The organism is Shinella oryzae (assembly GCF_023038235.1).
Lineage (GTDB): Bacteria > Pseudomonadota > Alphaproteobacteria > Rhizobiales > Rhizobiaceae > Shinella > Shinella sumterensis.
Genome location: NZ_CP081987.1, coordinates 1,084,693 through 1,106,601 on the forward strand (window position 1 = coordinate 1,084,693; position 21,909 = coordinate 1,106,601).

Sequence of the window (21,909 nt, forward strand, 5' to 3'; positions counted from 1 at the left end):
ATCAGACCTCCAGCACCGGCAGGATGCCCTTGGAGACGGAGGCGGCCAGCGCGCCGGAGGAGACGAAGGTGCCGGCGCTTGCGAGGTCGGGGGCCATGTAGCGGTCTTCCTCCAGCGTCGGAACGACGGTGCGCAGCGCTGCCACGACCTTCTGCAGTTCCGGGCTGGTGACGAGGGGCGCGCGGAACTCGATGCCCTGTGCAGCCGTCAGCGCCTCGATGCCGATGATGGCGGCGAGGTTTTCCGTCATGCGCAGCAGGCGGCGCGCGCCGTGGCAGGCCATGGAGACGTGGTCTTCCTGGTTGGCGGAGGTCGGCGTCGAATCGACCGACGCCGGATGCGCCATCTGCTTGTTCTCGCTCATCAGCGCGGCGGAGGTGACTTCCGCGATCATCAGGCCCGAATTGAGGCCCGGCTTTTTTGCGAGGAAGGCCGGCAGGCCGAAGGAGAGGGCAGGATCGACCAGGAGAGCGATGCGGCGCTGGGCAATCGCGCCGATCTCGCAGACGGCGATCGCGATCTGGTCGGCGGCGAAGGCGACGGGCTCGGCATGGAAGTTGCCGCCCGAGACGACGCTGTCGTCGGAGAGCACAAGCGGATTGTCGGTGACCGCATTGGCCTCGATTTCAAGCGTGCGGGCGGCGACACGCAGGAGATCGAGGCAGGCGCCGTCGACCTGCGGCTGGCAGCGGATGCAATAGGGGTCCTGCACGCGCTCGTCGCCGGTGATGTGGCTCTCGCGGATGACGGAGCCGGCCAGCAGCGCACGCAAGGCGGCGGCGGCATCGATCTGGCCCTGGTGGCCGCGCAGGGCATGGATATCGGGATGGAACGGCGCGGACGAGCCCATGGCGGCATCCGTGGAGAGTGCGCCGGTCACGAGGGCGGCCTGGGCGGCGCGGTGGGCGCGGAACAGGCCGGCAAGCGCCAGTGCGGTGGAAACCTGGGTGCCGTTGATCAGCGCAAGACCTTCCTTGGCGGCCAGCACGACCGGTTTCAGGCCGGCCTTTGCCAGCGCGGTGCCGCCGGGCAGGCGCTCGCCGGCATAATAGGCCTCGCCTTCGCCGATCATCACGGCCGTCATATGGGCGAGGGGGGCGAGATCGCCCGACGCGCCGACGGAGCCCTGTTCGGGAATGACGGGGATCACGCCCTTTTCCTGCATGGCCTCGATGAGGCGAACGATCTCGACGCGCACGCCCGAGGCCCCGCGGCCAAGCGAGATCAGCTTCAGCGCCATGATGAGGCGCACGATGTTTTCGGCAAGCGGTTTGCCGACGCCGCAGCAATGCGAGAGAATGAGGTTGCGCTGGAGTGTGGCGACATCGGCCGGTGCGATCTTGATCGAGGCAAGTTTGCCGAAGCCCGTATTGATGCCGTAGACGGGCTGATCACCGGCGGCGATCTCGGCGATGCGCGCGGCGGCCCTTGCGATGCTGGCATTGAAGGAGGCGTCGAGGCGCGTCGCCTCGCCCGTCCAGTACAGGGCCTCAAGGGTTTTCAAGGGCACGGAGCCCGGGTGGAGCGTGATGGTCATGGTGCATTCCCCGATGCAGCACGGTGCTGCGCAAAGAGCGATTATTGTCCGCTGCGGACCCGGGCAAACATGGGGTTGAAGCCCATGCGGTAGACCAGTTCCGCCGGCCGGCCGATGTCCCAGAGGACGAAATCGGCCCACTTTCCGGCTTCCAGCGTCCCCACCTCGTCGACCAGGCCGAGCGCACGCGCGGCCTCGCGCGTGACGCCCGCAATGCATTCCTCGACGGTCATGCCGAACAGGGTCGCTGCCATGTTCATGGTGAGGAGAAGCGAGGTCAGCGGCGAGGTGCCGGGATTGCTGTCGGTGGCGACGGCCATCTTCACGCCGTGCTTGCGGAAGAGATCGACCGGCGGCTTCTTCGTTTCGCGGATGAAGTAGAAGGCGCCCGGAAGGATGACGGCGACGGTGCCGGCCTTCGCCATGGCGGCAGCACCGGCATCGTCGGTATATTCGAGGTGATCGGCCGAAAGCGCGCCGTAACGGGCGGCGAGCGCCGCGCCGTGCAGGTTGGAAAGCTGGTCGGCATGCAGCTTGACCGGCAGGCCGTGCGCCCTGGCCGCATCGAACACCCGTTCCATGTCCTCGGGCGAGAAGGCGATGCCCTCGCAGAAACCGTCGACGGCGTCCGCCAGTCCCTCGGCAGCGATGGCCGGCAGCATTTCGCCCACCACCTTGTCGATATAGGCCGCCTTGTCGCCGTTCATTTCGGGCGGGAGGGCATGTGCCCCGAGAAAGGTCGTCCGCACCGTGACATCACGCGCCTCGGCAACGCGGCGGGCGGCACGCAGCGATTTCAGTTCGTTTTCCGTGTCGAGCCCGTAGCCGGACTTGATCTCGACCGTCGTCACGCCCTCGGCGATCAGCGCATCGAGCCGCGGCAACGTCTGGCGCACCAGCGCGTCCTCGCTTGCCGCGCGCAGCGCCTTGACCGAGGAGACGATGCCGCCGCCGGCCCGCGCGATCTCCTCATAGGAGGCGCCGGAGAGACGAAGCTCGAACTCATGGGCACGATCGCCTGCATGCACGAGGTGGGTGTGGCAGTCGATGAGACCCGGCGTGATCCACCGACCCTCGCAATCCACGCTCTGTGCGCCGGCGAAGGCGGCGGGAAGCTCCGATTGAGGGCCGGCGAAAGCAATGCGCCCGTCCTCCACGGCAATCGCGCCGTTTTCGACGATGCCGAGCCCGGGAAGGCGTTCGTCGAGCGTGGCAAGCTGCGCATTGCGCCAGACGCGGGGCGTGTCCTTTTCCGATGTCGTCATCGCGATTGCCTCTTCCCTGTGACGGTTATAATGTATATACATAATAACACAGCGTGCAAGGGTCAATTTGACGTCGCGCGCGAGAGGCAGCGAACGAGGGAACCATGTCCGTCATTCACGCAAGGCAGGCGCTGCTTACGGGCGGCTGGGCGAAGAACGTGCGGCTGCACATCGCGTCGGGTCGCATCGGCGCGCTGGAAACGGATACGGTGCCCGAGGCCGGCGACGAGCGCCACGACACGATCGTTGCCGGCATGCCGAACCTGCACAGCCACGCCTTCCAGCGCGGCATGGCGGGCCTTGCCGAAACCCGCGGGCCGGGCAGCGATTCGTTCTGGAGCTGGCGCAACGTCATGTACCGGTTCGCGCTCTCGATGACGCCCGACGATGTGGAGGCCGTTGCCGCCCAGCTCTATGTGGAAATGCTGGAAGCCGGCTTCACGCGCGTCGGCGAATTTCATTACCTGCATCACGACAGGGATGGCCGGCCCTATGCGGATATCGCCGAAATGGCGTCCCGCATCGCCGCGGCGGCATCGGCGACCGGCATCGCGATGACCCTACTGCCGGTGTTTTACGCCCATGCCGGTTTTGGCGGCACCGCGCCGGGTGAGGGGCAGCGCCGCTTCATCAACGACTGCGATTCGTTCGCCGTGCTGCTGGAGCGCTGCCGTGCGCTGACGGATGCGCTTCCGGGCGGCATCACCGGCGTCGCTCCCCACAGCCTGCGCGCGGTGACGCCGGAAGAGCTTTCGGCCGTCGTCGCCATGGCGGACCATGCACCCGTGCACATCCACATCGCCGAACAGGTCAAGGAGGTCGAGGACTGCATCGCCTGGTCCGGACGCCGTCCGGTGGAGTGGCTGCTGGACCACCAGCCTGTCGATGGCCGCTGGTGCTTCATCCACGCCACGCACATGACCGAGGCGGAGACTGCCCGCATGGCGCGCGCCGGCGCCATTGCCGGCCTGTGCCCCGTGACCGAAGCCAATCTGGGCGACGGAACGTTCCCGGCGCCTGATTTCAGCGCCGCCGGCGGCCGGTTCGGCGTGGGCTCCGATTCGAACGTGCTGATCGGCCTGCCGGATGAATTGCGCCAGCTCGAATATTCGCAGCGCCTGCTCCACCGCGCCCGCAACGTGGTGGCGACGCCCGGCGGCTCGACGGGCCGCGCGCTGTTCGACGGCGCACTGTCAGGCGGTTCCTCGGCGCTCGGCGCAGCGTCCGGCATCGCAACCGGCCACGCGGCGGATTTCGTCAGCCTGAAGGCGCGTCATGGCATCAATCTGGAAGGCGACGCGTTGCTCGACGGCTGGATCTTCGCCAACGCCGCCGCGGTGGATTGCGTCTGGGTGAACGGTCACAAGCGGGTCGAAGCGGGGAGACACTGCGAACGCGAGGCGATCGGCCGCCGCTTCGCGTCCGTCATGCGCGCGCTCGCCGCCGCCTGAGGACATATTGAAAGGCGCAAAGGCCTTTTCTATGACATTGGAGACCGGCGACTCTGCGTCCGGCAACGGAGGTGCGCATGTCCAGCGGCGAGGAGAGCCCGGAGGAGGGAGCCAAAGCGCCCTCGCTGCACCGTCGCATCCTGGAGGATGTAGAGGGCAGGATCCTGTCGGGTGAATGGCCCCCTGGGTACCGCATCCCCTTCGAGCATGAGCTGACCGAGCAGTACCGCTGCTCGCGCATGACCGTGAACAAGGCGATCACCGAACTGGTCAAGCGCGGCCTGATCGAGCGCCGGCGCAAATCCGGCAGTTTCGTCACCCATCCCCATGCGCAGTCGGCCGTGCTGGAAATTCACGATATCCGCCTGGAGGTCGAGCAGCTGGGATTGCCCTATCGCTACGAGCAGCGCGCGCGCCTCGACCGTCCCGCCGGGGCTGCCGATCGGCGCCTGATGGAGCTTCCGGCGCAGGCTTGGGTGACGGAGGTCACGGCGCTTCATTTCGCGGGCGCGCAGCCGTTCTGTCTGGAAGAACGCCTGATCAACCACGACGCCGTGCCCGAGGTCGCAGACGAGACCTTCGACGACATCGCCCCGGGCGCGTGGCTGATCAGCCGCGTGCCCTGGAGTGCCGCAGAACATCGCATCCGTGCCATGGGGGCCGACAGCCGTGTGGCCGGACTTCTCGCCATCGCGCCCGGCACGCCCTGCCTCGTGGTGGAACGCCGCACCTGGAGCGGCGGCCTCTACGTGACCCGCGTGCTGCTGACATATCCCGGCGAGAAGCACGAACTCGTTGCCGAATTCGCCCCCACCCATCCCAAGCTCGCTTGAGGAGAAGCCGCCGGCATGCCACGGAATGGGTGGACGCACGCCGCCGGCTCTGTCACAACGATTTCAGGAACGCGACTGCCGGTAGTTTTAGATCGGGGTCGGGCGACCGATTGACGTCACGTCGCTGCCGCGAGATCACGCTGGCCGTTCCTCGCAGTTTTCTTCGATCACGCGAGCCGGAACGGACAATCCGGCATCGCCTCCAGGACGAGCCGCCATGACCAAGAAGCCCAAGCTGGAACATTCCGAGCTTTCCGGAGAATACACCGAGGACGACGTCACGGTCCTCGTCGACATCTACCGCCCGGCCGGCACGCAGAACGACTGGAAGCTAGAGGTCGTGACCCAGAACGAGGATCTGTTCGAGTGGGACGAGCCCTTCGCCACCGATCGCGAAGCCTTCGACGAGTTCCTCGCCACCATCGCCCGCGACGGTATCCATTCCTTCCTGGAGGAAGACGATATCCCCACGACGCACTAGGCGGGCAGCCTTTACGGGCTGCCCGACTCCGCAGGCGCTTCGGTCACGATCTCCGCGTTCGCGCTCTGGCTTTTCATCACCGCAAGGCTCAGCACCGAGCCCATGATGACCACGAAGGTGAGGATGAGCCCCAGGCCCGTCGGACTGAATCGCATCTGCATCGTGCCTCTCCCGGCGACCGCCGATCAGCGGTGTTCGACGGCCTTGCCCATCGGATCGATATTCACTTCGACGCGGGCCTTGTCGGTCGTGTGGTAGACGATTTCGTAGTAGCCCTCATCTTCCCACGACATTTCCTCCAGGCGGTCGAAACCCGGCCGCTGCTCGATCATCGCGAGGATTTCCGAGGGTTTCTTGCCCGTTTCAGGCGTCGGCTTGTTGACCTCCTGGGCGGCGGCGGGAAAGGCTGCGAGAAGACCAATAAGGATGACGGCTCTTTTCATCGTATATACTCCATCTCAATTGCAGGCATGAAACGGCTGGCGCGGAATGAAGTTCCAGCCGGCTGGAACCTATGGGCGCTTCGCCGATTAGAAGCGACGAAAGGGTAATCTCATGTTTCCATCACCCAAGCTTTCGATCGCCTGCTTCATCGCCATTCTCACAGCGACGCCGACGGCTCTCGCGCAGGGGCTCGCTCCGGTGCCCGGCAGCATCACCTATGGTGGCCAGCCTCATACGAAGCTCACCAAGGCGCCGGTCGGCAGCACGTTCAGCCATCGCCTGAGGGATGCGGTGACGGGGCACGAATATATCGAGATCTATCGAATTCTGCCCGACCGCTCGCTCGAGATCGTGAGCCGGCGTCGTTACGGCGCATTCAACGACTGACCCTTTTCAGACGGGGCTGCGCGACGCCTTCGGGCGCCTCGTTACCGGCGAGGTCTGCAAGGAACGTATCGCACCATGTGAACACGTTGTTTTCGCGCACCGTCGCCATCATGCTTTTCCAGCGCGCCTGGCGCTCTTCACGCGGCATGGCGAGGCTGCGCGCGATGACGTCGGCGGTTCCCTCGACATCGTAGGGATTGACCAGCATGGCGTCCTTCAGTTCGTGCGCCGCACCCGCAAAGCGCGACAGCAGCAGAACGCCGGGATCGTCCTCGTCCTGCGCTGCGACGAACTCCTTGGCGACAAGGTTCATGCCGTCGCGAAGCGGCGTCACGAGCGCCACCTTGGCCATGCGGTACAGGCCGGCGAGCGCCGGGCGGCGCAGCGAGCGGTTGACATAGCGGATGGGCACCCAGTCGACGGTGCCGAGCGCGCCGTTCACGCGGCCCGCCTGTTCCGCGACCGTTTTCTGCATCGCCTCGTATTCCGGCACCTCGGAGCGCGATTTCGGCGTGATCTGCAGCAGGGTGACCTTGCGCTGGTAATCGGGATGACGCGTCAGGAACGTCTCGAAGGCATCGATGCGCTGGGTGATGCCCTTGGAATAGTCGAGGCGGTCGACGCCGATGATGAGATCCTTTCCGTCCAGGCTCTGGCGCATGCGCTTATGCAAGGTGGTGTTTCCCGCCTGGCGCGCGAGCTTCGCGAACTCGTCGGTCTCAATCCCGATCGGATAGGGGCGTGCGATGAAGGTGCGGCCCGCCGCGCTGAATTCCTCTTCGCCGAGGCGTTCACCAATGTTCTGCCGCGCCAGGCACGCCGCGAAGTTCTCGCGGTCCTGACGGGTCTGGAAACCGATGACGTCATAGGCCGTCAGGCTTTTCAAAAGCTCGTCATGAACCGGCATCGCCAGGAAAACATCCGGTGCGGGCCAGGGGATGTGCAGGAAGAAGCCGATGCGGTTCTTCACGCCCTGCCGGCGAAGTTCCTCCGCAAGCGGGATCAGATGATAGTCGTGGATCCAGATGACGTCGTCCTTCTGGATCAGCGGCAGCAGGCGGCTCGCGAAGAACTGGTTGACGCGAAAATAACCCGTCATCTCCCGGCGGCCATATTCGGCGAGATCGAGCCGGTAATGGCAGATCGGCCAAAGCACGCGGTTGGCGAACCCCTGATAATACTCCTCGACATCGAGGTCGGTGAGGTCGGTCAGCGCGTATTCGATATTGCCGTCCTTCAGCATCGTCAGCGGCCCGACAGGCTCGTCGCTGCATATTTTTCCCGACCAGCCCAGCCAGAGCCCGCCGCGCGCGGCCAGCGCCGACTGAAGCGCGACCGCGAGGCCGCCAGCGGACGCCGCGCCGTTCTTTGCGGGAAGGGGAACGCGATTGGAAACGACGATAAGACGACTCATGAGTTTTTGAACCATGTCTGGGCCGGCCCGACGCTCGGCAGAGAGCCTTCGGAAGGCAATCCAGAAGGCGGCCTGCGAGACGAGCGGAGTCCGGCAGATTTCATATTGCAATGCAGTATGAACCCGCCGGCGCCGATTTGGTTCCGAAGAGAAACCCGGAGGTGACGTCGCCCACAAACTGGATAGAGCGCGCGTCGCCTCACCTTTTGCACATTGCAGTGCAGGATATGGGCATGGACAGAACCGGCATTGCCTTCACCGCTCTCCTTATCGCGCTTGCAGCCCTCGTGGTGAGCGTTCTCCTCATCGAGGTCGACCCGCCATTTCCCGAAACCGGCGATGGCGCCATCGTACCGGCGCCGGCTGTCGGGCCCGTGGAGTAGCGCCGGGCGGACTCGGCGACGATATCTGCGGACGGAGCCTCTGCGGATCGTCGTCCGTCACGTTCGGGTTTCCCGCCTGGACATTCCTTCCCGCCCCATCCACCATGGCCGCCATGACGACCTACCATGTTGGCAATTGCCCCGCATGCCGCAACGGACGGCTGTTTCTCTTCCGCGAGAAGGATACCGGCGATGTCTACGGTCATTGCGAGGAATGCGAGCAAGGCTTTCGAAGCCCGGATGAAATCGACGCGAACAGCGGATTCCCGACCTTGCTCAATCCCTCCGATGCGCAGTGGGCGACCGCCGAGGATATCGGCCAAAGCGTATGGGCGAACTACACGCTTTTCCCCGCACAGGCGTAGGATCCTCTCTATGGCCCGAAAAGCAAAAAGGCCCTGTGAAAACAGAGCCTGGCGTGAAGGGAAAATGGTGGGCGATGAGAGACTCGAACTCCCGACATCCTCGGTGTAAACGAGGCGCTCTACCAACTGAGCTAATCGCCCGCCGCGTTGGTGGCTGTGATCTATGCGGAACCGGATCGAACCGCAAGAGGCAATTGCAAAGTTTTCTGCATTTTTTTGAAGGGTGCGGTGATGATGCGGGAGGGTGTGGAAACATTTCGTGCGGCGTCATTCTTTTGTCTTGAAACCTGCTTGACACCCAAAGGCGAACCCCGTAGTTAGCCGCTCATCGAACGGCCAAGGCCGCTCGGGACGGATGCCTTGTCATCCGGTCGCTTTCGAGGAATGCGGGTGTAGCTCAGTCGGTTAGAGTGCCGGCCTGTCACGCCGGAGGTCGCGGGTTCGAGCCCCGTCACTCGCGCCACTCGAAAGGCCGGACCATCATCCGGGACTTAAGGTCCAAAAGATGCGCGGGTGTAGCTCAGTCGGTTAGAGTGCCGGCCTGTCACGCCGGAGGTCGCGGGTTCGAGCCCCGTCACTCGCGCCATTCTTCTTTCTCTTCCAGTTTCTTCCTGCTTTTTCTTCATGTGAAGAACGAGCTACGATTTCCGCTTTTCACGCTGAATGTTTGCAGGCCTCTCTGCGTCTCGGATATAGCGACGCGTCAAAAATGAGAGAGGATTCGCATGCGAAACGTTACGATGATTCTGGCCGGGTGCGCTGCGCTCGTTGCGCTCAGCGTTCTGTTCGGCTCCTGGTTTACCGTCGATCAGGGGGAGCGCGGTGTGATCCTGCGCTACGGCGCCATTTCCGGCACGGCCGAGCCGGGTCTCGGCTTCAAGCTGCCATTCATCGATTCGATCGTGCGCGTGTCCGTGCAGTCCAAGGCGGTGGTCTATGAAAAGATGGAAGCCTACAGCCGCGACCAGCAGCCCGCCGAGATTCGTCTTTCGGTGAACTATCGCATCCCCGCCGACCGCGTGCAGGAAGTCTACGCCACCTATGGCGGGGAGGACGGGCTCCTGTCGCGCCTGATCGAGCGCAAGGTCTTCGAGGAAACGAAGACGGTGTTCGGCCGCTTCAACGCGGTGACGGCGATCCAGGAGCGCGGACGGCTGAACGCGGAAATCGCCTCCGCCATCCAGCAGGGCGTCTCCGGCCCCGTCCTCATCGATAGCGTTCAGATCGAGAACATCGATTTTTCGGATGCCTACGAGGCGAGTATCGAGCAGCGCATGCTGGCCGAGGTCGAGGTGCAGCGCCTGCGGCAGAACGCCGAGCGCGAGAAGGTGCAGGCGGAAATCACGGTAACGCAGGCGCGTGCCCAGGCCGATGCGCGGCGCGCCGAAGCCCAGGCGCAAGCCGATGCCGTCAGGCTGGCGGCGCAGGCCGAATCGGAAGCGATCCGCCTGCGCGGCGAGGCGGAGGCCGAAGCGATCAAGGCGCGGGGCGATGCGCTGAAGGACAATCCGGGCCTCGTGGCGCTGACGCAGGCGGAGAAATGGGATGGCCAGCTGCCGCGCACCATGCTGCCGGGCGGTGCGGTTCCCATGCTCAACCTCAACCCGAATTGAGGGCTCAATCCAAGGCGACAAAGGTGCAGGCGCGGTTTTGGCCCGCGCCTGCGGCGAAACGCCCCGAATGCCGCCCGTCATGAAATCGTAACGATTTAAACGGCTTCCCGCGGGCTTTCGCCGCTCCTGTCTCAAAAGCGAAGATTGATTGCGGCGAAAGCGGGACAAAGCCTTGCGCGGGGGCGCTCGCTGCGCTAACGACAGGGCGTTGCAACATACTTTATCGGCTTGCAGGTCTTGAACCAACAGGCGTCTCTCCGGCGCCGATCGCAGGCAGGATGGACGCCAATGACTGAACTTCTCGGTTCCTATATTCCGATCGCCATCTTCATCGGTATCGCGCTTGTGATCGGCCTTGCGCTGCTGGTCGCGCCGTTTGCCGTCGCATACAAGGCCCCTGATTCGGAAAAGCTTTCCGCCTACGAGTGCGGCTTCAACGCTTTTGACGATGCGCGCATGAAATTCGACATCCGCTTCTATCTGGTGTCGATCCTCTTCATCATCTTCGACCTCGAAGTGGCCTTCCTCTTCCCCTGGGCCGTTTCCTTCGGCGACCTGGGCTGGTTCGGCTTCTGGTCGATGATGGTTTTCCTCGGTGTCCTGACCATCGGCTTTATCTACGAATGGAAGAAGGGAGCACTCGAATGGGAGTAGCATCCAACACGCTCGTCGCGCCGCAGCCGAAGGGGATCATCGATCCCTCGACCGGCAAGCCCATTGGCAGCAACGATGCCTTCTTCGGCGAGATCAATAACGAGCTCGCCGACAAGGGTTTTCTCGTCACCTCCACGGATGAACTCATCACCTGGGCCCGTACCGGCTCGCTGATGTGGATGACCTTCGGCCTGGCCTGCTGCGCCGTCGAGATGATGCAGCTTTCCATGCCGCGTTACGACGTTGAGCGCTTCGGTTTTGCGCCGCGCGCCAGCCCGCGCCAGTCCGACGTGATGATCGTCGCCGGCACGCTGACCAACAAGATGGCGCCCGCGCTCCGCAAGGTCTATGACCAGATGCCGGAACCGCGCTACGTCATCTCGATGGGCTCCTGCGCCAACGGCGGCGGCTACTATCATTATTCCTATTCGGTGGTGCGCGGCTGTGACCGCGTGGTGCCGGTCGACATCTATGTACCAGGCTGTCCTCCCACGGCGGAAGCGCTCCTCTACGGCGTGCTCCTGCTGCAGAAGAAGATCCGCCGGACCGGTACGATCGAGCGTTAAGGGCAGGGGACTTTAGATATGAGCGAAGCTCTGCGGGAGCTCTCCTCCCACATCGGCGAAGTCGCCGGCGGTCTGGTGTCGTCCGCCGACATCGCCTATGGCGAACTCACCCTGAAGACCGACGGCGCGCGCGTCGTCGAGCTTCTGACCTTCCTGCGCGATGACGTGCAGTGCGGTTTCGTCAATCTCATCGATATCTGCGGCGTCGACTGGCCGGCGCGCGCCGAGCGCTTCGACGTGGTCTACCACCTCCTGTCGCCGCGCCAGAACCTGCGCATCCGCGTCAAGGTCGCGACCGGCGAGGACGTTCCTGTTCCCTCGGCCTGTTCCGTCTATCCGGGCGCCGACTGGTTCGAGCGCGAAGCCTACGACATGTACGGCATCCTGTTCACCGGCCACCCGGACCTGCGCCGCATCCTCACCGACTACGGTTTCGAGGGGCACCCACTGCGCAAGGACTTCCCGACGACCGGTTTCGTGGAAGTGCGCTACGACGACGAGGTCAAGCGCGTCGTGTACGAGCCGGTCGAGCTGAAGCAGGAATTCCGCAACTTCGATTTTCTCTCGCCGTGGGAGGGCACCGACTACGTGCTGCCGGGCGATGAGAAGGCGAAGACGAACTGATCAATGTAACCGCGAATAGCGAGTAGCGAATAGCGAATAGTTATCGCCGAGACGAAGGAGAAGCAGACGGTAAACTCCTATAAGGAACTCCGAGTCTGGCAGGTGGCGATAGAACTCGCTGTCGAAGCCTATAAGACCACTGGAGATTTTCCGAGGAGTGAGCTTTACGGGTTGACGTCCCAGATGCGAAGAGCGGCCGGCTCCGTTGCGGCCAATATAGCGGAAGGCCATGGACGAGAAACCACAGCTCATTTCATTCAGTTTCTGAGATTTTCTCAAGGATCCTTGAAGGAGTTCGAGACCCATTTGATCATAGCCAACAGGGTAGGCTTTTTAGAGGATCATAAGTTCAAAGAACTGATCGATCGCTCGGAAGATATCGGAAAAATGTTGCGCGCTCTGATCAGAAGTCTGCAGGACAAGCTATGAATCGATCGACGAACACTATTCGCTATTCGCTATTCGCTACTCCCTCCCAGCGCGGAGCGCGCCCATGAACGAGCACAACGTTCGCAATTTCAACATCAACTTCGGCCCGCAGCATCCTGCGGCGCACGGGGTTCTTCGTCTGGTTCTCGAGCTGGACGGCGAAATCGTCGAGCGCGTCGATCCGCATATCGGCCTGCTGCACCGCGGCACCGAGAAGCTGATCGAGACGAAGACCTATCTTCAGGCCGTTCCCTATTTCGACCGCCTCGACTACGTGGCGCCGATGAACCAGGAGCATGCCTTCGCGCTGGCCGTCGAGAAGCTGACGGGCACGGAAGTTCCGATCCGCGGACAGCTGATCCGCGTGCTCTATTCGGAGATCGGCCGCATCCTGTCGCATCTGCTCAACGTCACGACCCAGGCCATGGACGTCGGCGCGCTGACGCCGCCGCTCTGGGGTTTCGAAGAGCGCGAAAAGCTCATGGTGTTCTACGAGCGTGCCTGCGGCGCGCGCATGCACTCGGCCTATATCCGTCCGGGCGGCGTGCATCAGGATCTGCCGCACGAGCTGGTAGAAGATATCGGCAAGTGGATCGATCCGTTCCTGAAGACCGTCGACGATATCGACGCGCTTCTGACCGGCAACCGCATCTTCAAGCAGCGCAACGTCGATATCGGCGTCGTGAAGCTGGAAGACTGCTGGGCCTGGGGCTTCTCGGGTGTGATGGTGCGCGGCTCGGGCGCTGCCTGGGACCTGCGCCGCTCGCAGCCCTACGAGTGCTATTCCGACCTCGACTTCGACATTCCGATCGGCAAGAACGGCGACTGCTACGACCGTTACGTCATCCGCATGATCGAGATGCGCGAATCGGCGAAGATCATGCGCCAATGCGTCGACCGCCTTCTCGGCGACGCCAAGGTCGGCCCGGTCTCCTCCATAGACGGCAAGATGGTTCCGCCGAAGCGCGGCCAGATGAAGCGTTCGATGGAAGCGCTCATTCACCACTTCAAGCTCTATACCGAAGGCTATCACGTGCCGGCCGGCGAAGTGTATGCGGCCGTCGAAGCGCCCAAGGGCGAATTCGGCGTCTATCTCGTCGCCGACGGCACCAACAAGCCGTATCGCTGCAAGATCCGCGCCCCGGGCTATGCCCACCTGCAGGCGATGGATTTCATCTGTCGTGGTCACCAGCTCGCCGACGTCTCGGCGATCCTGGGCTCGCTGGATATCGTGTTCGGCGAGGTTGACCGCTGATGCCGAAAGCCGCCCTTGCCATCGTCGCCGTTGTCCTGACCGCCGTGCCTGCGCTTGCGCAGGAGGGCGGCGAGGGCAATGCGTCGTCGACGATCGGCCAGCTGGCGGGGCAGGGCTATGAGATCAAGGCGGCGGCGCCGAACGGCAGCCGTTACGTCCTATTCATGCAGAAAGAGAAGTCTGTCTACGCCTGCGAGTTCGTCAACACGACGAGAACGCAGTGCCGGCAGATTAACTGAGACAAGGCGTTACAGAATGTCCGTTCGTCGACTAGCCGATGATAATGTTCAGCCCGCCAGCTTCGCCTTCACCGAGGAGAATGCGGCCTGGGCCAGGGCGACCATCAACAAGTATCCGCAGGGCCGCCAGCAGTCGGCCGTGATTCCGCTGCTCATGCGGGCGCAGGAGCAGGATGGCTGGGTTACCAAGGCGGCGATCGAATCGGTCGCCGACATGCTCGACATGGCCTATATCCGCGTGCTCGAAGTCGCGACCTTCTACACGCAGTTCCAGCTTCTGCCGGTCGGCACGCGCGCCCACATCCAGGTCTGCGGCACCACGCCCTGCATGCTGCGCGGCGCGGAAGATCTGATCAAAGTCTGCAAGAAGCGCATCCATCCGGAGCCCTTCCACCGCAACGAGAGCGGCACGCTGTCCTGGGAAGAGGTCGAGTGTCAGGGCGCCTGCGTCAACGCGCCGATGATCATGATCTTCAAGGACAGCTACGAAGACCTGACGCCCGAGCGGCTGGAGACCATCATCGACCGTTTCGACGCGGGCAAGGGCGCTGAAGTGGCGACCGGTCCGCAGATCGAGCGTGTCTTCTCAGCACCGGCCGGCGGCCTCACCAGCCTCACCGCGTCGGACGCCGCCGTCGGCAAGACGGCGCCGCGCAGCCGCAAGACGGCGGATGAGAGCGTCAGCGTCCCCCCATCGAATGCCGCCAAACCGAAGACGGACGCCGCTGAAACCGATCCGACGGTCAAGACCCCGCTGACGGCCAAGGCGGAAGCCGCCGCCAACGCCAAGGTGAAGGGCGAAACGCGCGCCGAGGGTGGCGACGCCGACGAAAAGCAGCCGGCGGCTGCTGTCGCCAAGCCGTCGCTGAACGACAAGAACCGTCCGGCCGGCATCGAGCGCCCGGCCACGGTCGACGACCTCAAGCTGATCTCCGGCGTCGGCCCGAAGATCGAGGGCACCCTGCACGAACTCGGCATCTTCACCTTTGCGCAGGTCGCATCCTGGAAGAAGGCCGAGCGCGAGTGGGTCGACGGCTATCTGAACTTCAAGGGCCGCATCGAGCGCGACGACTGGGTCAAGCAGGCCAAGGCGCTCGCCAAGGGCGGCGAAGCGGAATACATCCGCGTTTTCGGCAAGAAGCCGCGGTAAAGAGGTGAACCATGCTTAAAGATCAGGATCGCATCTTCACCAATATCTACGGCACCAAGGACAGGTCGCTGAAAGGCGCCATGGCTCGCGGCCAGTGGGACGGTACCAAGCAGCTTCTCGAAAAGGGCCGCGACTGGATCATCAACGAGATCAAGGCGTCCGGCCTGCGCGGCCGCGGCGGCGCCGGCTTCCCGACCGGTCTCAAGTGGTCCTTCATGCCCAAGGAATCGGACGGCCGTCCGCACTACCTCGTCGTGAACGCCGACGAATCTGAGCCCGGCACCTGCAAGGACCGCGATATCCTGCGCCACGATCCGCATACGCTGATCGAGGGCTGCGTCGTCGCGTCCTTCGCCATGGGCGCCCATGCCGCCTATATCTATGTGCGCGGCGAGTTCATCCGCGAACGCGAGGCGCTTCAGGCGGCCATCGACGAGTGCTACGACGCGGGCCTGCTCGGCAAGAACAATAAGCTGGGCTATGACATCGATGTCTTCGTCCATCACGGCGCCGGCGCCTATATCTGCGGCGAAGAGACCGCGCTGCTGGAAAGCCTCGAGGGCAAGAAGGGGCAGCCGCGCCTGAAGCCCCCGTTCCCGGCCAATATGGGCCTCTATGGCTGCCCGACGACCGTCAACAACGTCGAGTCGATCGCCGTCACCCCGACGATCCTGCGCCGCGGCGCTGGCTGGTTCTCCTCGTTCGGCCGCCCGAACAATGTCGGCACCAAGCTGTTCATGATGTCGGGCCACGTCAACACGCCCTGCACCGTCGAGGAAAGCATGGGCATTTCCTTCAAGGAGATGGTCGAGAAGCACGGCGGCGGCATTCGCGGCGGCTGGGACAACCTGCTTGCCGTCATTCCCGGCGGCGCATCCTGCCCGGTCGTCAAGGCCGAGGACATGATGAACGTCACGCTCGACTTCGACGGCCTGCGCGAGGTGAAGTCCTCGTTCGGCACCGGCGGCATGATCATCATGGATCGCTCCACCGACATCATCAAGGCGATCTGGCGCATCTCGGCCTTCTTCAAGCACGAGAGCTGCGGCCAGTGCACGCCCTGCCGCGAAGGCACGGGCTGGATGATGCGCGTAATGGAGCGCATGGTGCGCGGCAACGCGCAGAAGCGCGAGATCGACATGCTGTTCGACGTCACCAAGCAGATCGAAGGTCACACGATCTGCGCGCTTGGCGATGCGGCCGCCTGGCCGATCCAGGGCCTCATCCGCAATTTCCGCCCCGAGATCGAGGCGCGGATCGACCAGTACACCGCCAATGCGATGGCGCATGGCGCGGTGCTGGAAGCAGCGGAGTAAGACGATGAAGACGCCGGCCGGACAGGATGGAAATGCCACCAATGTCCCGCCGGCTGAAGCGGCCGGCGACGACCCCTTCGGGATGGCGCAGTGGTTGAAGGATGTGCCCGATGTGCCGCTGCATCCGCTGATGGCGCATCCGGTCGCGGCGATGGCCGCGACGGCGGCGATCGGCTTCGGGCTTGCCGGCCAGATGGCCGGCGCGATGCTGGGGCTGATGCAGGGTGCCGCGGGACAGGCCAAGGCGGCGTTGGACGAGGCGGCGGATCTGGCCGCCAGGGCCAAGGCGGAACCCGTCAGGGCGAAGCCGGTGCTGAGGGTGGTGCCGAAGGAACCGGTGGCGAAGGCGCAGACGCCCGCCGTCGAACGAAAGGCGAAGGTGGCGCGGGACAAGACCGCGACGCCGAAGCCGGCGGGCGAAAAGCCGGTGCGCACGGCGCCGGTGAAGAAGGCCGCCAAGGCCGATGACCTGAAGATGATTTCGGGCATTGGGCCGAAGCTGGAGCAGGTGCTGAAAGGCATGGGCTTCACGCGCTACACCGACATCGCAGCCCTCGGGGATGCGGATGTCGCAAGGATCGAGGCCGAACTCGGCGCTGGCGGGCGGATTGCCCGCGATGGCTGGGTGGAGCAGGCAAAGACGCTGGCGAAGGGCAGGGGAAAGACCCGCCCGGACCGGCAGTAGGAACGAAGGCGAAGGACCGGGTCACGTCCCGGGCCGAAGGCCGGAGAGAGAATGGCGCTGGTGAGACGCGGTTTCGCGTCAAAGCGGGATTGAGATATGGCAAAGCTGATCGTCGACGGAAAAGAAATCGAAGTCCCTGACCACTTCACGCTGCTTCAGGCGTGCGAGGAGGCGGGCGCCGAAGTTCCGCGCTTCTGTTTCCACGAGCGGCTTTCGGTCGCCGGCAACTGCCGCATGTGCCTCGTCGAGGTGAAGGGCGGCCCGCCGAAGCCGGCGGCCTCCTGCGCCATGGGCGTGCGCGACCTGCGGCCCGGCCCCAACGGCGAACCGCCGGAAGTCTTCACGACCACACCGATGGTCAAGAAGGCGCGCGAAGGCGTGATGGAGTTCCTGCTCATCAACCACCCGCTGGATTGCCCGATCTGCGACCAGGGCGGCGAATGCGACCTGCAGGACCAGGCGATGGCCTTCGGCATCGACTCGTCGCGCTATGCTGAAAACAAGCGTGCGGTCGAGGACAAGTATATCGGCCCGCTCGTCAAGACGATCATGAACCGCTGCATTCACTGCACGCGCTGCGTTCGTTTCACGACCGAGGTCGCCGGCATCACCGAGCTCGGCCTGATCGGCCGCGGTGAAGACGCCGAAATCACCACCTATCTCGAGCAGGCGATGACCTCGGAGCTCCAGGGCAACGTGGTCGACCTCTGCCCGGTCGGCGCGCTGACCTCCAAGCCCTTCGCCTTCACGGCCCGTCCGTGGGAGCTGAACAAGACCGAATCCATCGACGTCATGGACGCCGTCGGCTCGGCCATCCGCGTCGATACGCGCGGTCGCGAAGTCATGCGCATCCTGCCGCGCGTCAATGAAGAGATCAACGAGGAGTGGATCTCCGACAAGACCCGCTTCATCTGGGACGGCCTGAAGACCCAGCGCCTCGACCGTCCGTATGTTCGCAAGGACGGCCGTTTGCAGCCCGCCTCCTGGGCCGAGGCCTTCGGTGCCATCAAGGCCGCCGTTGCCGGCAAGCCGGGCGACCGCATCGGCGCCATCGCCGGCGATCTGGCCTCCGTCGAGGAAATCTACGCGCTGCGCGAGCTGATGACCTCGCTCGGCTCCGTGAACATCGATTGCCGCCAGGACGGTTCGGTGCTCGACCCGTCGCTCGGCCGTGCAAGCTACATTTTCAACCCGACCATCGAAGGCATCGAGCAGGCCGACGCGCTGCTCATCGTCGGCTCCAACCCGCGCCTCGAAGCCGCCGTGCTCAACGCCCGCATCCGCAAGCGCTGGCGCATGGACAACTTCCCGATCGGCGTGATCGGCGAGCAGGGCGAACTGCGCTACGGCTACGAATATCTCGGCGCCGGCACGGACACGCTGTCCGGCCTCGTCAACGGTTCGATCTCGTTTGCCGAAACGCTGAAGAAGGCCGAACGTCCGATGATCATCGTCGGCCAGGGCGCGCTGTCGCGTGCCGATGGCCTCGCCGTTCTCTCGGCTGTCTCGGCGCTTGCCGAGACGGTCGGTGCGGTCACGGCCGACTGGAACGGCCTTGCCGTGCTGCACACCGCCGCTGCCCGCGTCGGTGCGCTCGACCTCGGCTTCGTGCCGGGCGAGGGCGGCAAGACGGCCGCCGAGATGCTTGACGGCACGGACGTGCTCTTCCTGCTCGGCGCCGACGAGATGGACTTCGCGAAGAAGTCCGCCTTCACCGTCTATATCGGCTCGCACGGCGACAACGCGGCGCATGTCGCCGACGTCATCCTGCCGGGCGCGACCTATACCGAGAAGTCGGGCACCTGGGTCAACACCGAAGGCCGCGTCCAGATGGGCAACCGCGCCGGCTTCGCACCGGGCGACGCCCGCGAGGACTGGGCGATCCTGCGTGCGCTTTCCGATGTTCTCGGCAAGAAGCTGCCGTTCGATTCGCTCGTCCAGCTGCGTGCAAAACTCTATGCCGCGCACCCGCATTTCGCCGCGATCGACGAGATCGCACCGGGCGAAACCGCCGATCTCTCGGTCCTTGCGAAAAAAGGCGGGACGATGGCGAATTCCGGGTTTGCGTCTCCGATCAAAGACTTCTATTTGACGAACCCGATAGCGCGCGCCTCCGCGGTCATGGCCGAATGCTCGGCGCTTGCCCGCAACAATTTCAAAGCCGCGGCGGAATGAGCGCGAAGGAATAAGACGTTATGGACGCTTTCATTTCGACCTATGTCTGGCCCGGCCTCATCATCGTGGCCCAGTCGCTTCTGCTGCTGGTGCTGCTTTTGGTGTCGATCGCCTTCATCCTTCTGGCAGACCGCAAGATCTGGGCGGCCGTTCAGCTGCGCCGCGGCCCGAACGTCGTCGGTCCCTTCGGCCTGCTGCAGTCCTTCGCCGACCTTCTGAAGTTCGTCTTCAAGGAGCCGGTCATCCCGGCAACGGCCAACAAGGTCATCTTCCTGCTGGCCCCGCTCGTTTCGGTAACGCTGGCGCTGGCGACCTGGGCGGTGATCCCGGTCAACGACGGCTGGATGATCGCCAACATCAATGTCGGCATCCTCTACATCTTCGCGATCTCGTCGCTCGAAGTGTACGGCATCATCATGGGCGGCTGGGCTTCGAACTCGAAGTACCCGTTCCTCGGCGCGCTGCGTTCGGCCGCGCAGATGGTGTCCTATGAAGTGTCGATCGGCTTCGTCATCGTCACCGTGCTGCTCTGCGTCGGTTCGCTGAACCTGTCGGATATCGTCAACGCGCAGAGCGACGGTCTCGGCACGCGCCTCGGCCTGCCGCCGTCGTTCCTCGACTGGCACTGGCTGGCGCTGTTCCCGATGTTCGTGGTCTTCTTCATCTCGGCGCTGGCCGAGACGAACCGCCCGCCTTTCGACCTTCCGGAAGCGGAATCCGAACTCGTCGCCGGCTTCATGGTCGAGTACGGCTCCACCCCGTACATGATGTTCATGCTCGGCGAATATGCCGCCATCTGCCTGATGTGCGCGCTGACCACGATCCTCTTCCTCGGCGGCTGGCTGCCTCCGGTCGACGTCTGGTTCCTGAACTGGGTTCCCGGCATCGTATGGTTCGTCCTGAAGGCGCTTCTCGTCTTCTTCATGTTCGCGATGGTGAAGGCCTTCGTGCCGCGCTACCGCTACGACCAGCTCATGCGTCTCGGCTGGAAGATCTTCCTTCCGATCTCGCTTGCCATGGTCGTCATTACCGCATTCGTGCTGAAGCTCACGGGCTGGTCGCCATGATGACCGTCTCCCGCCTCAGCAGCATTGGAGCTTGAAATGGCTAGTCTTTCGCAAGCCGTAAATTCGCTGTTCCTCAAGGAATTCGTCGGCGCGTTCTTCCTGTCGATGCGCTACTTCTTCCGCCCGAAGGCAACGGTGAACTATCCCTTCGAAAAGGGCCCGGTCTCTCCGCGCTTCCGCGGCGAGCATGCGCTGCGCCGTTACCCGAACGGTGAAGAGCGCTGCATCGCCTGCAAGCTGTGCGAAGCGATCTGTCCTGCTCAGGCCATCACCATCGAGGCCGGTCCGCGCCGCAACGACGGTACCCGCCGCACGGTGCGCTACGACATCGACATGGTGAAGTGCATCTATTGCGGCTTCTGCCAGGAAGCCTGCCCGGTCGACGCCATCGTCGAAGGTCCGAACTTCGAGTTCTCGACCGAGACGCGCGAAGAGCTCTACTACGACAAGCAGAAGCTCCTCGAGAACGGCGATCGCTGGGAGCGGGAAATCGCCCGCAACATCGCGATGGACTCGCCTTACCGCTGATCGGCGGGGCGTACTGAATTTCAAGTGCCTGACGAGAGGGTCGTCAGGCTTCGACGGGGAGGGGGGACCTTCTCCGGGGAAGACGAAAAGGCACCAAAATGGGTCTGCAGGCTCTATTCTTCTATCTGTTCGCCTTCGTGGCGGTGGCGTCCGCCTTCATGGTGATCGCGTCGAGGAACCCGGTTTATTCCGTGCTGTTCCTGATCCTCACCTTCTTCAACGCGGCGGGCCTGTTCCTTTTGACCGGCGCCGAGTTCCTGGCGATGATCCTGCTGGTCGTCTATGTCGGCGCCGTGGCGGTCCTCTTCCTCTTCGTCGTCATGATGCTGGACATCGACTTTGCCGCCTTGCGCGCGGGCGTGCTTGAATATGCACCGGTCGGCGCGCTCATCGGCGTCATCCTGGCCATCGAGCTCATCGTCGTCATCGGCGGTTCGACGCTTTCGCCGGAGATCGCCTCGAACGTCTCCATGCCGATCCCGCCGGTGACGGAGCGCACCAACACGGCAGCACTCGGCGACGTGCTCTATACGCACTACGTCTACTTCTTCCAGATCGCCGGCCTCGTGCTGCTCGTCGCCATGATCGGCGCGATCGTGCTGACGCTGCGCCACAAGCCAAACATCAAGCGCCAGAACATCTCGCAGCAGGTTGCCCGTACGCCGGAAACCGCCGTCGAGGTGGTCAAGGTGAAGCCCGGGCAGGGTATCTGAGGTCGCGCGGACAAGGAAAAGCATCATGGAAATCGGTATTTCCCACTATCTCACGGTCAGCGCCATCCTCTTCGTTCTCGGCGTCTTCGGCATCTTCCTCAACCGGAAGAACGTCATCGTCATCCTGATGTCGATCGAACTGATCCTGCTTGCGGTCAACATCAACATGATCGCGTTCTCGGCGTTCCTGAACGACATCGTCGGCCAGGTCTTCGCGCTGTTCATTCTGACCGTCGCGGCTGCGGAAGCGGCCATCGGTCTTGCAATTCTCGTCGTCTTCTATCGTAACCGCGGTTCGATCGCCGTCGAAGACGTCAACGTGATGAAGGGCTGAT

General features: G+C 63.7%; 26 protein-coding genes and 3 tRNA genes. 23 read left to right on the top strand and 6 right to left on the bottom strand.

All coding sequences use genetic code 11. From position 1 onward, the window contains the following. Position 1: 1 nt before the first annotated feature. A complete protein-coding gene (gene hutH, locus K6301_RS05335; RefSeq protein WP_247219742.1) occupies positions 2 to 1,537 on the bottom strand; it encodes a histidine ammonia-lyase in 1,536 nt (511 codons plus the stop codon). A 41-nt stretch (positions 1,538 to 1,578) separates the two neighbouring features. After that, positions 1,579 to 2,802 carry an imidazolonepropionase gene (gene hutI / locus K6301_RS05340; RefSeq protein WP_247219744.1) on the bottom strand — a complete coding sequence of 408 codons (1,224 nt, stop codon included), beginning with the start codon at positions 2,800 to 2,802 and terminating at the stop codon, positions 1,579 to 1,581. Positions 2,803 to 2,906: 104 nt separating this feature from the next. Here hutI and K6301_RS05345 point away from each other — a divergent pair, with 104 nt between their 5' ends. The 3 genes from K6301_RS05345 to K6301_RS05355 all read left to right on the top strand — a co-directional run bounded on the left by K6301_RS05345 (position 2,907) and on the right by K6301_RS05355 (position 5,567). After that, positions 2,907 to 4,253 (top strand): formimidoylglutamate deiminase, encoded by a 1,347-nt coding sequence (locus K6301_RS05345; RefSeq protein ID WP_247219746.1) that lies wholly within the window; start codon positions 2,907 to 2,909, stop codon positions 4,251 to 4,253. Between the two features lie 77 nt (positions 4,254 to 4,330). Further along, positions 4,331 to 5,086, top strand: coding sequence for a histidine utilization transcriptional repressor HutC (hutC, locus tag K6301_RS05350; protein WP_247219748.1), 756 nt, complete (start codon positions 4,331 to 4,333; stop codon positions 5,084 to 5,086). 217 nt (positions 5,087 to 5,303) lie between these two features. Then, positions 5,304 to 5,567 (top strand): hypothetical protein, encoded by a 264-nt coding sequence (locus K6301_RS05355; RefSeq protein ID WP_134652299.1) that lies wholly within the window; start codon positions 5,304 to 5,306, stop codon positions 5,565 to 5,567. Between the two features lie 11 nt (positions 5,568 to 5,578). Here the strand turns inward: K6301_RS05355 and K6301_RS05360 are convergent, their stop codons facing one another. Next, entirely contained in the window at positions 5,579 to 5,728 is a 150-nt protein-coding gene (locus tag K6301_RS05360) for a hypothetical protein (RefSeq protein ID WP_247219750.1), read from the bottom strand. Positions 5,729 to 5,752: 24 nt separating this feature from the next. Continuing rightward, positions 5,753 to 6,010 carry a PepSY domain-containing protein gene (locus tag K6301_RS05365; RefSeq protein WP_247219752.1) on the bottom strand — a complete coding sequence of 86 codons (258 nt, stop codon included), beginning with the start codon at positions 6,008 to 6,010 and terminating at the stop codon, positions 5,753 to 5,755. A gap of 112 nt (positions 6,011 to 6,122) precedes the next feature. On the opposite strand from K6301_RS05365, the gene K6301_RS05370 reads away from it, so the two are divergent. Next, positions 6,123 to 6,398 carry a hypothetical protein gene (locus K6301_RS05370; RefSeq protein ID WP_247219754.1) on the top strand — a complete coding sequence of 92 codons (276 nt, stop codon included), beginning with the start codon at positions 6,123 to 6,125 and terminating at the stop codon, positions 6,396 to 6,398. On the opposite strand, the gene otsA is transcribed toward K6301_RS05370, so the two are convergent. Beyond that, complete coding sequence (otsA, locus tag K6301_RS05375) at positions 6,388 to 7,812, bottom strand: alpha,alpha-trehalose-phosphate synthase (UDP-forming) (protein WP_247219756.1); 1,425 nt, start codon at positions 7,810 to 7,812, stop codon at positions 6,388 to 6,390. The genes K6301_RS05370 and otsA overlap by 11 nt on opposite strands. 233 nt (positions 7,813 to 8,045) lie before the next feature. On the opposite strand from otsA, the gene K6301_RS05380 reads away from it, so the two are divergent. Further along, positions 8,046 to 8,195, top strand: coding sequence for a hypothetical protein (locus tag K6301_RS05380; RefSeq protein WP_167719441.1), 150 nt, complete (start codon positions 8,046 to 8,048; stop codon positions 8,193 to 8,195). A gap of 113 nt (positions 8,196 to 8,308) precedes the next feature. Then, the gene (locus tag K6301_RS05385; protein ID WP_247219758.1) at positions 8,309 to 8,560 is read left to right on the top strand and encodes a hypothetical protein; all 252 of its coding nucleotides are present in this window, start codon (positions 8,309 to 8,311) and stop codon (positions 8,558 to 8,560) included. Between the two features lie 65 nt (positions 8,561 to 8,625). Here K6301_RS05385 and K6301_RS05390 read toward each other — a convergent pair. Continuing rightward, positions 8,626 to 8,701 (bottom strand) — tRNA-Val (locus K6301_RS05390). Positions 8,702 to 8,946: 245 nt separating this feature from the next. On the opposite strand from K6301_RS05390, the gene K6301_RS05395 reads away from it, so the two are divergent. The 17 genes from K6301_RS05395 (at position 8,947) to nuoK (ending at position 21,908) form a co-directional block, all read left to right on the top strand. Next, positions 8,947 to 9,023 (top strand) — tRNA-Asp (locus tag K6301_RS05395). Between the two features lie 46 nt (positions 9,024 to 9,069). After that, positions 9,070 to 9,146: transfer RNA gene (locus K6301_RS05400), tRNA-Asp, on the top strand. A gap of 139 nt (positions 9,147 to 9,285) precedes the next feature. Next, positions 9,286 to 10,173: a prohibitin family protein gene (locus K6301_RS05405; protein WP_247219760.1), complete on the top strand. Its 888-nt coding sequence runs from the start codon at positions 9,286 to 9,288 to the stop codon at positions 10,171 to 10,173. Between the two features lie 288 nt (positions 10,174 to 10,461). Beyond that, a complete protein-coding gene (locus K6301_RS05410) occupies positions 10,462 to 10,827 on the top strand; it encodes an NADH-quinone oxidoreductase subunit A (protein ID WP_134652287.1) in 366 nt (121 codons plus the stop codon). Next, positions 10,818 to 11,393, top strand: coding sequence for a NuoB/complex I 20 kDa subunit family protein (locus K6301_RS05415; RefSeq protein ID WP_134652285.1), 576 nt, complete (start codon positions 10,818 to 10,820; stop codon positions 11,391 to 11,393). The genes K6301_RS05410 and K6301_RS05415 overlap by 10 nt, the downstream gene beginning before the upstream one ends. Before the next feature lie 18 nt (positions 11,394 to 11,411). Continuing rightward, on the top strand, positions 11,412 to 12,017 hold the full coding sequence (locus K6301_RS05420; protein WP_134652283.1) for an NADH-quinone oxidoreductase subunit C: 606 nt from the start codon (positions 11,412 to 11,414) through the stop codon (positions 12,015 to 12,017). Positions 12,018 to 12,059: 42 nt separating this feature from the next. Then, a complete protein-coding gene (locus K6301_RS05425; RefSeq protein WP_160871486.1) occupies positions 12,060 to 12,446 on the top strand; it encodes a four helix bundle protein in 387 nt (128 codons plus the stop codon). Positions 12,447 to 12,510: 64 nt separating this feature from the next. Next, positions 12,511 to 13,701, top strand: coding sequence for an NADH-quinone oxidoreductase subunit D (locus tag K6301_RS05430; RefSeq protein WP_134652282.1), 1,191 nt, complete (start codon positions 12,511 to 12,513; stop codon positions 13,699 to 13,701). Then, positions 13,701 to 13,940, top strand: coding sequence for a hypothetical protein (locus K6301_RS05435; protein WP_247219765.1), 240 nt, complete (start codon positions 13,701 to 13,703; stop codon positions 13,938 to 13,940). Before K6301_RS05430 ends, K6301_RS05435 begins: the two co-directional genes overlap by 1 nt. A 16-nt stretch (positions 13,941 to 13,956) precedes the next feature. Then, positions 13,957 to 15,090, top strand: coding sequence for an NADH-quinone oxidoreductase subunit E (locus tag K6301_RS05440; RefSeq protein ID WP_247219767.1), 1,134 nt, complete (start codon positions 13,957 to 13,959; stop codon positions 15,088 to 15,090). Between the two features lie 11 nt (positions 15,091 to 15,101). Beyond that, the gene (nuoF, locus tag K6301_RS05445; RefSeq protein WP_134652276.1) at positions 15,102 to 16,406 is read left to right on the top strand and encodes an NADH-quinone oxidoreductase subunit NuoF; all 1,305 of its coding nucleotides are present in this window, start codon (positions 15,102 to 15,104) and stop codon (positions 16,404 to 16,406) included. 4 nt (positions 16,407 to 16,410) lie between these two features. Further along, the gene (locus K6301_RS05450) at positions 16,411 to 17,091 is read left to right on the top strand and encodes an NADH:ubiquinone oxidoreductase (protein ID WP_247219769.1); all 681 of its coding nucleotides are present in this window, start codon (positions 16,411 to 16,413) and stop codon (positions 17,089 to 17,091) included. Between the two features lie 96 nt (positions 17,092 to 17,187). Then, complete coding sequence (nuoG, locus tag K6301_RS05455; RefSeq protein ID WP_247219771.1) at positions 17,188 to 19,266, top strand: NADH-quinone oxidoreductase subunit NuoG; 2,079 nt, start codon at positions 17,188 to 17,190, stop codon at positions 19,264 to 19,266. A 20-nt stretch (positions 19,267 to 19,286) separates the two neighbouring features. After that, positions 19,287 to 20,333: an NADH-quinone oxidoreductase subunit NuoH gene (gene nuoH, locus K6301_RS05460; protein WP_134652270.1), complete on the top strand. Its 1,047-nt coding sequence runs from the start codon at positions 19,287 to 19,289 to the stop codon at positions 20,331 to 20,333. Positions 20,334 to 20,369: 36 nt separating this feature from the next. Continuing rightward, positions 20,370 to 20,861 (top strand): NADH-quinone oxidoreductase subunit NuoI, encoded by a 492-nt coding sequence (gene nuoI, locus K6301_RS05465; RefSeq protein WP_023513863.1) that lies wholly within the window; start codon positions 20,370 to 20,372, stop codon positions 20,859 to 20,861. A 98-nt stretch (positions 20,862 to 20,959) separates the two neighbouring features. Then, positions 20,960 to 21,574 (top strand): NADH-quinone oxidoreductase subunit J, encoded by a 615-nt coding sequence (locus tag K6301_RS05470; RefSeq protein ID WP_160871388.1) that lies wholly within the window; start codon positions 20,960 to 20,962, stop codon positions 21,572 to 21,574. A gap of 25 nt (positions 21,575 to 21,599) precedes the next feature. Then, positions 21,600 to 21,908 (top strand): NADH-quinone oxidoreductase subunit NuoK, encoded by a 309-nt coding sequence (gene nuoK, locus K6301_RS05475; RefSeq protein ID WP_241596402.1) that lies wholly within the window; start codon positions 21,600 to 21,602, stop codon positions 21,906 to 21,908. Position 21,909: the final 1 nt, after the last annotated feature.